We start from the raw sequence: 12873 nt of genomic DNA on the forward strand, positions 1-12873 counted from the left end.
ACTCAGATTTGCGTGGCACATGGCAATAGAGCCAAACTTAAGGACACGCCATATGGAAAATTGGGAGGTGAAATGTGCCATCTCTATTCAGACCCGGGCATACAACTTTGCTCAGCGGCGAATAATAACTAAAGTATTGTGCTTACTCAGGTTTTGTCCTCCCTCCAGCCCCAAAAGAAGCTCATATTCGCTTCTTTTGGGAGATAATGCACTCAAAGAGTGGATTGTAACCCTCAGACATTTAGGGCTACAATCTATATGGATGAAAGATACTAATAAGTTAAGGTTATTTAGAATGTCGCATTGACACCTAACGTAAACTCTCGGCCATCGGCGACCGTAGTACTCGTTTTACCGCCGCCGCCAAAGTATTCAGTATCAAATAGGTTCTTAATATTTAAGCGCAATTCAACATCGGTCTCAGCAATATCCATACTGTAAGAGGCACCCGAATCAAAACGGATGTATCCATCTTTAGATACTGTATTTTGGTTATCAGCAAAGCGTTTACCTTCATACACTGCACCAAAGTTCAATGCTAGTTGGTTATTGACTTCATAACGACTCCATACATTCGCAGACCACTCTGGTGTATCAGCAGGTTGCTTCCCATTCAGGCTATCGTCTGCAGGTCTTTTATACTCAGCATCCAGATACATCATAGAACCAGCTAAGAAAAGTTTTTCTGTAGCTTTTCCTTGTGTACCCAGTTCAAAGCCTCGGTGTTTTTGTATACCAGACTGAGTCGTGATTTGATCGAAACTAGGGTTATCAACGAGTTCTTCTGTCACTTTTATGTTTGAAACTTCAATATCAAAGACAGCGCCAGTTATTAATAAGTTTTCGTCAAATAATGACCATTTTGCTCCCAACTCGTATTGCTCCCCGTATTCAGGTTTTAAGTTAAGGCCGTCATTAGCATCACTTTGATTATTAACCGCTCCCTGTGGCATGAAACTTTTCGAGTAATTCAGGTAGATACTGCTATCCAGTGTAGGATTTAAAATCAAACCGGCTTTTGGAGAAAGCGCATAGCTGTTGTTACCATAGCCCTCTTTATGCTGTTCGTCGTATCGGACACCAGCTAAAACTTTCCAGTAATTGTTGATAGTCATCAAGTCCTGTACGTAGAACCCAAAGTGTTTGTATGAACTATCGCTTGTCGACCGTGTGCTATTGTTATAAAAATCCGGTTTAGCTACATTCTCCCCAGGCTTAACTTCGATGAAGTTGTTACCGTTTGCATCATTGTATGTATAACGTGTTTGCGCGTAATCATAGTCAAGAATATTGGCACCTAAAAGCAGCTGGTGCTCTAATCCCAAACCGTAGGTTCGCCCCGTTAGGTCGACATATCCCGTTTGAAAATTCCAATCGTCGTAACGATCAAATGGTTTAATAAAATATCCATCCTCCATATCATCGTAACAATTATTTTTATTGCATTGATTTGGTTGAGAGGCTACATAGTTTCGATCATATTGTTGCTCGTTATACCCAAGTTTAACTTTCCAATCAGTATTAATTTGATATATCAAATCAGCACTAATGTTGGTCACTTCTTTATCTGTTTGCGCCCATGGCATATCCCAAATAGTTTCTCGATTACCAATAAGATTTCCTTCATCATCGAGACGCCCACCGTCTATGCCTGATTTATCATTGGTTTTACTATAAGCAAGAGACAATAGTAGGTCTTCAGTAACATCAAACTCTAAGTTCAAATAGCCAACAAATTTATCGCCTTCATTGTGTTTGCCGTTTTGCTTGTATTTTCTAGCAGAAACAGAGTCCTGCTTTGCAAGTACAGTACGGTAACGAATTGTCTCATCATCGTTCAAGCTACCGCCTGCATCTACGCTATAGCGAGTAGAACCATTACTATTCACGTCAAAACCCACTTTGGCCATGTTTTCATATGTTGGTTTCTTCGTAACCATGTTAATCAAACCGCCAGGACCAGATTGACCATAAAGCATACTTGAAGGACCTTTGAGTACTTCTACTCGCTCCAAAATTTCTGTAGGGTGTTGGTAATATGAAAAGTGTTGATGGCCATCAACAAGATATCCAGAGCTTGCACTTAAATCGAACCCGCGAATTTTAAAGTATTGAAAGCCCCACTTTTGTCCCCCAGCGGTAACGCTCGAATCATTTTCAAGAATATCGCCCAGGTTATGCGCCAATTGTTCATTAGTCATTGAACTAGGGATAACGGCGACTGATTGTGGCGTGTCAAGTAAGCTGATGTCACTTCGCATTGCGCCAAATGCTTCATCTGCCTTGTAATGATTAAACTGACTGCCGAGAACAACAACACGTTCGATATCCTCATTTGGGGAATCAACAGTCTCTGCAAACGCAGGAATTGAAATTACAGCAGAAATAGCCATTGGAAGTGGCGATAACTTAAAAAGTGAAGATGGAGTACTCAAAACAGCCTCTAGAAAAGTTGAAATGTATAGGCCAGCAATGATAAATGAGATGAATTATCACTTGCATTTAATTTACACTATTTACGTTATTTATCATTAGGTGGTAAAGATTGGTTAGGGCGCTGTGTCCGCAACATATAGTTTGCTTCAAAACCAAATTTACATGATAGATTCATGCCTAGCTGACGCTCGTTAATTCAACTCGGTCGTTCAGAGTATAATATGTTCGATGAGAAAGGCGTAAACTAACCTAGATTAAAACGAAAGGTAAAGTGAGCTAATCAGTTGCTATTTTTTCTACTTTATAAGAAGAAAATTTTAGGAACTCAGCAAGTGGAGCTAACCTATTCGATGTCAGTTGCCAAACTGCTTGACGCGCGTAAGACGAGTATTACTCAACCATCTCCCTTCAGGGCAAGTCAGTCACGCTTTTAGACATACCTGTGCTTGACACTTTATGAGGAATAACGCCGATATTTGGATGTTATAGCGTACTTTTACATACTAAACTAAAGAACAAATCGATAGCTCATTTCCCATGCAAAAAAAGCGACGCAATGTACGTCGCTTTGGCTTATTGCTTAACGCAGGCAGACTGATCAGGCATCAGTCCATTAGACGCTTAAGCAAGCTTAAAAGTCGCCACTTTGTCACTTAAACCAGCGGCTTGGCTCTTAAGTTCATTCGACTCAGTTAAACTGTCCTGAGCATCTACCACCAAGTGGTCTGTCACATCTTTAATGGTCGTAATGTTCTGTGTGATCTCACCCGTCACATGGGTTTGCTCTTCTGCTGCAGTCGCAATTTGAGTCGCCATGTCGCTAATCAAGGCAACAGACGTGTTGATCTCTTCTAGCGCGAGAGAAGCTCGGTCTGCATCTTCTACAGAATGTAGTGCTAGCTTAGAGCTCGTTTCCATCAGTTCAACGGCTTGGGCTGTTGTGCGCTGTAGAACATCGATCGTTGCCTTGATCTCTTCCGTTGAAGAGTGAGTACGTTGAGAAAGCACACGAACTTCATCAGCTACTACGGCAAAGCCACGGCCTTGTTCACCGGCACGAGCTGCTTCAATTGCAGCATTCAAAGCAAGCAAGTTCGTTTGCTCCGCAATGCCTTGAATGGTGGCTAATACAGTCGAAATTTCTTGAGCGTGTTTATTCAGATCGCTAATCACACTACCCGCTTCGTTCACTTCATTCGCTAGGTTATTAATCGAACCTTTAGTGTCGACAACCAATGCATGACCGCTGTTGGTACTCGCAGCTGAGTCTTGCGCAGCTTTTGCCGTTTGCTCTGCATGCGATGCGATCTCTTGCGTCGCGCTCGCCATTTCAGTAACTGCCGTTGCAACCATGGTGATTTCTTGCTGTTGATGGTTCAGCTCATTCACCGAAAGATTTGCACGTTGTGCGCTCTGTTCAGATTGGCTATTCAACTGCTCCGATTGGCTACGGATATGACCGATTAGCTGCTGTAAGCTACCAACAAACGTATTGAAGTTCTGAGCAAGCTCGCCAACTTCATCTTGATTGTCAACATGAATGCGTTGAGTTAAGTCACCACTACCGTTCGCAATTTGCGCCAAAGCCTGAGACACATGATTTAGTGGACGGAATAAAATGGTACAAAGTAAGTTAAATAGTACCGTACAAACCACAACCACTAGCAATGTCACCAACACTTGACCGATAACAGCATCAAAGAGTGGCGCCACTAAAGAGTCATGATTTACTACGCTAATCGTAATTAGATTGGTTCTATCAATTGCACGCGCATACAGCACATAGTCGGTACCGTTCAACTCAATAGAGATGTCCTTACCGCTTACCAATGCCTTTTGCACATCTGAAAAATTCAAACCAAGTGAACTGATATCTTTGTTCAGTAGCTTAGTGTCTGCATGTGTGTAAACCGTGCCCTTGTTGGTCGCGATGAACATGTAACCTTCACCAGGAAGAATGACTTTCTCAAGGCTGTTTAGAATGTCGGTAATTTCAACATCCGCGCCCAGTACCACCTGCTGGCCATGCAGTTGCATTGCAGTGCCCAGTGAAACAACATTCGCTCCCGTTGCCGCCGCAACCGTAGGGTTGTCCATGAAAACCTTAGTTGGGTTTGCAACCGCATTGGTATACCAGCCCCACAAACGAGGATCATCATTACCCGGTGGTAGCACTACCCCGTTGGCATTCTCTTGTGAGCCATCTGGATACGCTAAGAAGACATTATCAAAAGAGCCAGAATCGCGAACCTGTTTCAGGTGAGTAACCAAACTCTCCTTTTGGGACTCTTGAGACAGAGAAGTAAGCGCACGCTCTTTGGATAAGATCCAATCCGATACGTATTGATTGTATGAAGCCGATGCACCTTCTAAACGCTGTTCAACTTCTGTATCCAAACGCTGCAATGAAGCGCGAAATGAAAGTGCTTCAACCAAAATCCCCCCCAGGATGATGGCCAGACTGGCAGAGATCGCCAGCTTATTCTTAAGTGAGAGTTTCTTTAACATAGGAAACCTATAATTTTTGTATAAATAGCGCCGAAAACAGGACCGTTCCCACGCTGCAAGCAAGCTGATATATTTTACACATTAAAATAAATTATAAAATGCCCTAAACTATTGTATTTAAGGTATATGTAAGCCGAAAGATAGATCCAGATCAAACCAAAAGGTCGAACATCATACGCTAAGAGTCAATATTAATTCATAAGTATCATGTGATTGGTAAATGCCACGCCTATTGCTTCATCTATCACAATCAAAATAGCGTTTACCCTATCATTCGATTAATCTTATAAGTCGTTATGTCCATAGAGTTTTCTTATGTCTCGAAGCCAACGCCTCTTTGATTTGCTTCAATTATTGCGCTGTCACAAATATCCCGTGCCTGCCGATCACCTTGCTCACGAACTGAATGTCAGTACACGTACCATCTATCGTGATATTGCGACGCTACAAGCACAAGGCGCGGAAATTGATGGCGAAGCTGGTGTGGGCTACCTGCTTAAACCCACCTTTACTCTGCCTCCCATGATGTTTTCATCGGACGAACTAGAAGCTCTGCGGCTCGGTGCCGAATGGGTCGCTAAGCAAGCTAATGGAGAGTTCAGTGAATCGGCTAGAAATGCAATTGCCAAGATCTCGGCCGTGCTCCCTTCAGACCATCAAGCTAAACGCAGTGAAGGTATCATTCGTGTTGCTTCAATCATTGGGGTTGCAGATTTAGGTTTTGAACTGTCGGAGATAAAGTTAGCGATTAAGCAACAAAACAAAGCTCAAATTCAATATACAGACGCCAAGGTAAAAGTAAGTTCTAGAGTCGTATGGCCAATGCTGATTGGCGTATTTGAAAACTGTTATGTATTGGTCGCTTGGTGTGAAACACGTAGTGCCTATCGAAACTTCAGGCTCGATAGAATTAACCAATGGACCACACTGAAAGAAAAGTATCCGAAGTCGCGGAACAGCTTACTCAAAGAATGGCAAAGCATGGAAGGAATTACAAACAAAGTGATTCGCTACTGACAAAAACTGTCACTAGTGAGGGATATATTTCTGTGGTCCAAAGAAACACCACACCAGATAACCTAACTAGGAGCAGTCATGTTTACCATCGATTCATTTGTCCTTTATGTCACTGACATTCACCGCAGCATGGATTTTTATTCCAAAGCCTTTGATGGTGAGCCAACACTGCTATCGCCAACGTTTGCTGCCATAACTTTTGCAAGCAACGTGAAGATCACTCTCAAGCAATCTGACACTCTAACGCCAACAAGCAAAATAACTGGTGGCGGCACTGAGCTATCGATAGCAATGACAGATAAACAAGCTCTGGAAAACCTCTATAAAGAATGGAGAGCGAAAGGAATCCAGTTTGAACAAGCACCAGAAGAGTCCGTGTTTGGTATCAACTTTGTCGCGATTGACCCAGACGGCCACCGCATTCGAATCTTCGCCTAAATGAAAAAGAGCAAGCGACACTCTAGTTGCTTGCTCATCTTGTCTAGGCTCATCTCAGCTAGGGTCATCCGCCAAAAAGAACTAACCGAAGTCTATGGTCAGTAACAATCGAACTTCTTCAGATGAAGTGACAGGCGAACGGTGGACAAGGCCTCTGTTTTCATTACCGCTCCAACGCTCCCCTTTCAATAACGCCACATCACCAGCGGACATTTGCTGGATGTCAGACTCGTCATTGTAAAGGCCAGATGCTGAGTCTGGTTGGCCATTACTTCCACGACCAAGTTTAGAACGGTCAACCGCATCGTTCTCTAGCCACTGAGTCGCAATGCCATGATAGGTTGTCACTAATCGGCAAGGTACTTGGTCAAAATGAAAGCGAGGACACATTGCCTGATTCAATACAGCCAAACGGAGACCAACTTCTTCAAGCTCAAACAAGCAACAGAACATGTCCACCAACTCAGTCATATTTTCTAGCAGGGCTTTTGAAGCCGTTCCGTCTGTAGCGAATTCCAATTTGTCGAAAGCGTTTTCAGGCGACACGCTAACAGACTTACTAAAATTTGGGTTAGCCGCAATGAACTCATTGATTTCAGACATAAAACTCTCATCAAAGTTACGCTGCCATATCGCGACATTGATATCATCTTGGTAAATGTCAGCCAACACTGTCGGGAATAGAGCAGTACTACAAGATGGATTTCGGCCCACCTGCCCTTTGTGAGCTAGCGTTCCATCAACACTTGACGATTGATTACAACTCGTTGTCAAAGGTTCAGCTAAAACGGCATTCATTATCTCATCTCCTTGCTGCGTGCTCGTATTCTCTAAAGGCAATATCTCTGCCTGCCAAAATAACAAATCAAAAAATGTTATAACATAACAACAAGAATTCAAACAACTTAGGAGATCATGGTTCCATAAGTACCAATATGACCTGTGTGCCCCCTACCGAATTTAGCGCATGAGTAAGGTGTTGAGCTGAGCTTGCTCCTATACTTCTCAAAGTTATTCAAAATACGAACAGCGCTATTTGGTTCAACTGGCAATCCATTATGTGGTGACAACTTATGAAAAAACTACTTACAACAATCGGGCTTCTTTGCACCGTCATATCAGCGCAGTCTTTTGCGGAAAGCGGCTACACATTAGATCCGAAGCTGTCGAATGTCACATTCGCAACCATTAAAAAGCAGTTCGTCGTTGAACCCGCTTCCATCAAGCCTTCGTCCGGCGGGCTTACCGAAGATGGGAAATTTTCAATCGTATTGGACTTGAAGAGTATTAGCACTGGTGTGTCTATTCGTGATCAAAGGCTAAACGAACTGTATTTTGAATCAATGAACTTTCCTGAGGTTAAGATCTCGGGATCGGTTGAGCCTTCGCTGTTAACAGGTGAACCCCAAAATACGACGATAGCAGCAGAAGTGACTCTGCATGGTGTAACCAAAACAATCGATTTCCCTGTCATAGTCGTACCCTCTGACGGTTTTGTCATGGTGAATTCAACTTCGACCATCATCGTCAATGGTGCAGATTTTGGTATTTCAACCGACAATCTAAACAAACTTTCGGCAACGGTAGGCGGATTAGCGCTTTCCGATAAGGTGCCACTCAACTTCAACTTAATGTTCGATAAATAAAGGTCGATTACAGAGTGAGTTAACACGAGTCCAGACACTCATAGGGTAATCACAGCATTACCCTATGAGTGTGCGTAAAGTCCAAACCTCCACACACTCCCCCACGAAAGTCCAATCAGCCACTCGGAAGCGGCATTAAAATAGGACATACTAAGCACTAATACCAACACTCAAAAGAATACAGCCAGTACCTATCATGAACTCTATCAGCCTCAGCGACTCCTTTTCTCTTCCCAACGGTCAAATCATTAAGAATCGCCTATTTAAATCGGCAATGAGTGAACAACTTGGCGATAAACAGCATAATCCTAAGCCTGGGCTAGCTACCTTGTACCAACGCTGGGCGCAAGGCGGCATTGGTTTGTCCATTACAGGCAACGTAATGGTTGATAGAAACGCGCTCGGCGAGCCTAACAACGTGGTTCTAGATAAACACAGTGACCTGACTCAATTCGAAGCTTGGGCAAGTGCGGGCAAACAAAATGGCTCGCAGATTTGGATGCAGCTAAACCACCCAGGAAAACAAATCCCGAAGTTCTTATGTGAAAAACCTGTTGCTCCATCGGCTATTAGTCTGGAGCGTGGATTAGAAAAAGGCTTCAATACACCGCGAGCGCTAACCGATTCTGAAATCCATGACATCATTAACAAGTTTGCCTTAAGCGCCAAACTAGCAAAGCAATCCGGCTTTACTGGAGTGCAAATACACGGTGCACATGGCTACCTTGTCAGCCAATTTTTATCTTCAAGACACAACCAGCGTGACGATAAATGGGGAGGTTCACTGGAGAACAGACTTCGCTTTGTGATCGAGCTGTATCGCGCGATTCGTAAAGAAGTTGGAGAAAGTTTCCCTGTCGGAATCAAGCTTAACAGCGCAGATTTCATGAAAGGCGGCTTTACTGAAGAAGAATCGATGCAAGTGGTTCAAGTACTCAGCCATGAGGGTATCGATCTTATTGAGATATCCGGAGGTACTTATGAGAGTCCGTCGATGATGGGTTCGAAGAACAAAGGTGAACCCGTAAAAGCCAGTACAGCTAAGCGTGAAGCGTATTTTTTGGATTATATGGTTAAGGTCAGAAAGTTAGTTAATACGCCTTCAGTGGTAACTGGGGGCTTTAGAACAGCACCGGCAATGAATGACGCTCTGCAGACATCAACCACTGACTTCGTTGGGATTGCTCGAACAATGGCAGTAGACCCTGACTTCCCGAATAAGTTACTGGCAGACCCAGCTCACGGAATGCCATTAGTCGTACCTACAACAGGAAAACCAGCACTGGATAGAATGGCAATGGTCGGGTTGGTTTGGTATGAACACCAAATGTGGCGAATTGCCGCAGGAAAAGACGCAGATCCAAAACTCAGCGCACTCGGAGTCGTGGTCAAAACCCTTCTAACCGCTGGCTGGCACGCCTTTAAAAAGCGTCGCGCATAATGCTTTTATTAGCCGGAAATACGTGCAAAACACCTGAAAAGATGTCGTCGGTGTCACATGTCGTTACATAGCATGACCCCTTTAGGCTTTACATCTCGGGCGAGGTAAACAACAATCCCTGAGAATAAATCCATAACACAATGTATTTAGATATTATGAGTAACACTGAAAACAAAAAATCGAGTCCTCTTTTTGAAGTCGTATTCAACGTCCTTCTTCCGTCATTCATCCTTATGAAGTTCAGCGGAGAAGAGCACCTCGGAACTGGTTTAGCACTGCTTGTCGCACTCGCCTTCCCTATTGCTTACGGTGGTATGGAGCTAATCCGCAACAAGAAGTTTAACTTCATCGCAGCGCTTGGCTTTGTCAGCGTGTTACTAACTGGTGGCATTGGTTTCTTCGAACTAGACACGCGTTGGTTAGCTCTAAAAGAAGCCTTAATCCCTGGCTTAATCGGTCTAGCGGTACTCGGCTCTACCTTTACTCGCTATCCATTCATCCAAAAAGTGATTTTCACGCCTGCATTGTTGAACATTGCTCTAATTGAAGAGCGTTTAAAGCAATTCGGAAACCAAGCTAAATTTGATCGTTGCCTAATGACATCAAACTACATGTTCGCTAGCACGTTCGCATTCTCTTCTGCGATGAACTATTTCCTGGCGACTTGGATTGTTACTAGCCCTGCGGGTACTGCTGCGTTCAATGAAGAGCTCGGTAAATTGACTCTATATAGCTACCCTGCGATTGCGATTCCAAGCCTGCTTATGATGCTAGGTATTTTTTACTACATCTGGCGCCAAGTTCGTGACATGACCTCACTAGAGACAGAGCAGATTTTCGTCACTAATAAATAATATCGCTCGAGCAGCCTATCCCAAAGCCCAGCCTTTCGCTGGGCTTTTCTATATCTATCACCGAGTAAAAACGAATAACTCAGGTTGCAGATAATTAGCACGATGACGACTCATCCAATCCCTCAAACTCTAAAATTCCTGATAGCTCTTTTTACTATTCGTATTTAAAACGCTAAAAATCAACAACTTGTATTAGGCTATCAATTGATGGTTTTCTAAACGATCTTGTTGGTTACTTAACAAAGCCCTACCCAATCACTGACAATATCGTACTTGGTGTTGATAAGATCACTCAAGCTAGGTGCCAAAAGTAGACACCAGCCTTACTCACTAAGGAATCAAGAATATGAACAAATCTCAATTAGTTGAACACATCGCTACATCTGCAGACATTTCAAAAGAACAAGCGGGTAACGCGCTAAATGCACTTGTAGAAGGTATTTCAACAACACTTGCTAACGGTGATGAAGTAGCGATCCTTGGATTTGGTAGCTTCAAAGTAAACACTCGTGCCGCTCGCACAGGTCGTAACCCACGCACAGGTGAAGAAATTCAAATTGCTGCATCTAAAACACCAGCATTCAAAGCGGGTAAAGCGTTAAAAGAGGCGTGCAACCTTTAGACTAGCGCCTTAAAACGCAGAACGATAAGGAAAATAACGATGACTACGCCAAAGGAAAAAACCAAGAGCAGTCGCGTTAAAAAAGCAGGTAAATCAACAGAAAACCAAGCACCTAAAACTCGACAACGTATTGAAGAGCTTCTAGAAGAGCGTGAACTGGCCAAACTGTTAGAGCTTTAATTTAGCCCTGCGTTGATAACAAGCGATAGATAAACAATGCCACTGCATCTTTGCAGTGGCATTTTTGTTTAACCATCAAGTCCCCGTGAACTAGTCGTTTCGAACTGAGCAAAATCCACACACTAAGTAATTGTTCCCATTACATTGTCATACATACCCATACATACCTAAATTTCACTTTTCATTATCATCGCAGCCTTGATGTTTATGAGTGTAAAGAACGTAAAACCCACGCGAATGTGTTGGGGGATGCTTCTTCTTTTGAGGTGATTATGAATGTAGTTCGTATGGGAATTGACGCTAATGTCCATAAAAACAAGGGCAAGTACAAGGCGATAGCTAAGTTTACAATTCGAGCATTGTTTTATTACTCAGATACGAAAAAAATGAATGAAAATTTCAACTCTGATGAGAGAAAACTCTTATTTAAAAAACAACCAAATTTCCTATCTAAGTTTGTCACTCCCTACCTATGTAATGGCTTTAGCAAAAAGCAGAAAATCGAAATTTTATCAAAGCATTACGATTGGTTTGAAAATACCTTCAACACTCCAGCTCGACACAATATTTACAACGAAAGAATCAACCTTTTAGAGCTAGAAATTGGTGAGCAAACTTACTTACTCAACCTCAGCTTTGAGCGTAATTCAAGAAAAGAAGGTGAGCTCACCCTGTCGCTGACTGACTCTCAATTGAATAAAATGTACACCCTATCATTCTCTGTCTTCAACAATGATATCTACATCGGCGGTGTTCAAGGTGGTGCAAATGATAACGGGTTCAGCCGTGCGTTCACCAAAGCCTTTTACGGCTTAAGACCTAAATCATTCATCGTCGAAACACTAAGACTGATGGCTGCAGACCTAGGTATCACGCACATTTACGCAGTCAACGAAGCGAGCCATGTGTCAAACTCATTCCGCTATGGAAAGAAGAGCAAAGACATCACTCTAAAATACGATGAGCTTTGGGAAGAGCACAACGGAGAGCAACACAGCAAGTGCTTTTACGTATTGCCTTTGCGCGCAACAAGAAAGGATCTTGAGCCGCTTAAACGCCAAAAACGAAAGCTATACCGTCAACGTTACGCTTGGCTAGACCAATATGAAGAAGATCTCAGAGCCGCTATTAACCCTCACCTGCAAGCTCCTGTCACTTTAAACGTAGATTTAGCAAAAGCAAGTTGAGAGAGTGTAAACTCGCCACATCTTCTTAACATCTGCAAATAAAGTAACTTGTGACACAAAAAAGCCTCGTATTCACGGGGCTTTTTAACGTGTCCCCATCCCCTCCTCCGCACTAATTAACGCATTTCCCCCCTGTATCTTAAATCTAGAGCGAAAAACAGGATAAGAAGCAGGTTCAAAGGTGGTGGTTTTTTAACCACAAACAGAAATTATACTGATAACATTATATTAACAAAACTACAACTTTTGAGCATTGCGTTGCATATATATAAATCTAAGTACAATTCATATTGCAAGAAGATCTTATTTATACAATTAATAGCGCCGAGCCGAAAACAGGCTCATTAATTAAAACCAATAACGGAGATTATAAAATGATTAATTTTGAAAACGTCATGGCTGATTTTAATGGTCCAGAAAGCGAAGAACTAAACCTATGTGAATTAAACTGGGGTGAAGCAAACAACAGTAATGATCGTCGAAACATGATCGCTTTTGAAGACCAAGAGTAATTAAAACTAACCTGCTAGCTTTATATAAGCTA

Annotated in this window: 12 protein-coding genes; 9 read left to right on the plus strand and 3 right to left on the minus strand. The window is 42.7% G+C overall.

The features are described 5' to 3' along the window. Positions 1-290: 290 nt before the first annotated feature. Both BTO10_RS15400 and BTO10_RS15405 read right to left on the minus strand, forming a co-directional pair. Positions 291-2435 carry a TonB-dependent siderophore receptor gene (locus tag BTO10_RS15400; protein ID WP_258098899.1) on the minus strand — a complete coding sequence of 715 codons (2145 nt, stop codon included), beginning with the start codon at positions 2433-2435 and terminating at the stop codon, positions 291-293. A gap of 622 nt (positions 2436-3057) precedes the next feature. Continuing rightward, positions 3058-4944, minus strand: a complete 1887-nt coding sequence (locus BTO10_RS15405; RefSeq protein ID WP_105025122.1) for a methyl-accepting chemotaxis protein — start codon at positions 4942-4944, stop codon at positions 3058-3060. A 315-nt stretch (positions 4945-5259) separates the two neighbouring features. Here BTO10_RS15405 and BTO10_RS15410 point away from each other — a divergent pair, with 315 nt between their 5' ends. Together BTO10_RS15410 and BTO10_RS15415 are read left to right on the plus strand one after the other, a co-directional pair. Next, positions 5260-5961 (plus strand): helix-turn-helix transcriptional regulator, encoded by a 702-nt coding sequence (locus tag BTO10_RS15410; protein WP_105025123.1) that lies wholly within the window; start codon positions 5260-5262, stop codon positions 5959-5961. Positions 5962-6039: 78 nt separating this feature from the next. Further along, on the plus strand, positions 6040-6399 hold the full coding sequence (locus tag BTO10_RS15415) for a VOC family protein (protein ID WP_105025124.1): 360 nt from the start codon (positions 6040-6042) through the stop codon (positions 6397-6399). An 81-nt stretch (positions 6400-6480) separates the two neighbouring features. Here the strand turns inward: BTO10_RS15415 and BTO10_RS15420 are convergent, their stop codons facing one another. Further along, entirely contained in the window at positions 6481-7197 is a 717-nt protein-coding gene (locus BTO10_RS15420; protein WP_105025125.1) for a DUF1826 domain-containing protein, read from the minus strand. A gap of 275 nt (positions 7198-7472) precedes the next feature. On the opposite strand from BTO10_RS15420, the gene BTO10_RS15425 reads away from it, so the two are divergent. The 7 genes from BTO10_RS15425 to BTO10_RS23515 all read left to right on the plus strand — a co-directional run bounded on the left by BTO10_RS15425 (position 7473) and on the right by BTO10_RS23515 (position 12841). Further along, positions 7473-8045 (plus strand): YceI family protein, encoded by a 573-nt coding sequence (locus BTO10_RS15425; protein WP_105025126.1) that lies wholly within the window; start codon positions 7473-7475, stop codon positions 8043-8045. Positions 8046-8241: 196 nt separating this feature from the next. Further along, positions 8242-9486, plus strand: coding sequence for an NADH:flavin oxidoreductase/NADH oxidase family protein (locus BTO10_RS15430; protein ID WP_105025127.1), 1245 nt, complete (start codon positions 8242-8244; stop codon positions 9484-9486). A gap of 155 nt (positions 9487-9641) precedes the next feature. Further along, on the plus strand, positions 9642-10340 hold the full coding sequence (locus tag BTO10_RS15435) for a VC0807 family protein (protein ID WP_004741780.1): 699 nt from the start codon (positions 9642-9644) through the stop codon (positions 10338-10340). Between the two features lie 346 nt (positions 10341-10686). After that, a complete protein-coding gene (locus BTO10_RS15440; protein ID WP_004741779.1) occupies positions 10687-10962 on the plus strand; it encodes an HU family DNA-binding protein in 276 nt (91 codons plus the stop codon). 39 nt (positions 10963-11001) lie between these two features. Beyond that, on the plus strand, positions 11002-11142 hold the full coding sequence (locus BTO10_RS23510) for a hypothetical protein (protein WP_164880318.1): 141 nt from the start codon (positions 11002-11004) through the stop codon (positions 11140-11142). 272 nt (positions 11143-11414) lie between these two features. Continuing rightward, complete coding sequence (locus BTO10_RS15445; protein ID WP_105025128.1) at positions 11415-12329, plus strand: VirK/YbjX family protein; 915 nt, start codon at positions 11415-11417, stop codon at positions 12327-12329. Between the two features lie 374 nt (positions 12330-12703). Beyond that, complete coding sequence (locus BTO10_RS23515) at positions 12704-12841, plus strand: hypothetical protein (protein ID WP_004741776.1); 138 nt, start codon at positions 12704-12706, stop codon at positions 12839-12841. Positions 12842-12873: the final 32 nt, after the last annotated feature.

The organism is Vibrio chagasii, assembly GCF_002954585.1.
Classification (GTDB): domain Bacteria; phylum Pseudomonadota; class Gammaproteobacteria; order Enterobacterales; family Vibrionaceae; genus Vibrio; species Vibrio chagasii_A.

Coding starts and splice junctions, on each gene's coding strand:
- BTO10_RS15430 (WP_105025127.1), top strand. CDS start 8,242: ATGAACTCTATCAGCCTCAGCGACTCCTTTTCTCTTCCCAACGGTCAA.
- BTO10_RS15405 (WP_105025122.1), bottom strand. CDS start 4,944: ATGTTAAAGAAACTCTCACTTAAGAATAAGCTGGCGATCTCTGCCAGT.
- BTO10_RS23510 (WP_164880318.1), top strand. CDS start 11,002: ATGACTACGCCAAAGGAAAAAACCAAGAGCAGTCGCGTTAAAAAAGCA.
- BTO10_RS15435 (WP_004741780.1), top strand. CDS start 9,642: ATGAGTAACACTGAAAACAAAAAATCGAGTCCTCTTTTTGAAGTCGTA.
- BTO10_RS23515 (WP_004741776.1), top strand. CDS start 12,704: ATGATTAATTTTGAAAACGTCATGGCTGATTTTAATGGTCCAGAAAGC.
- BTO10_RS15445 (WP_105025128.1), top strand. CDS start 11,415: ATGAATGTAGTTCGTATGGGAATTGACGCTAATGTCCATAAAAACAAG.
- BTO10_RS15415 (WP_105025124.1), top strand. CDS start 6,040: ATGTTTACCATCGATTCATTTGTCCTTTATGTCACTGACATTCACCGC.
- BTO10_RS15425 (WP_105025126.1), top strand. CDS start 7,473: ATGAAAAAACTACTTACAACAATCGGGCTTCTTTGCACCGTCATATCA.
- BTO10_RS15410 (WP_105025123.1), top strand. CDS start 5,260: ATGTCTCGAAGCCAACGCCTCTTTGATTTGCTTCAATTATTGCGCTGT.
- BTO10_RS15440 (WP_004741779.1), top strand. CDS start 10,687: ATGAACAAATCTCAATTAGTTGAACACATCGCTACATCTGCAGACATT.
- BTO10_RS15420 (WP_105025125.1), bottom strand. CDS start 7,197: ATGAATGCCGTTTTAGCTGAACCTTTGACAACGAGTTGTAATCAATCG.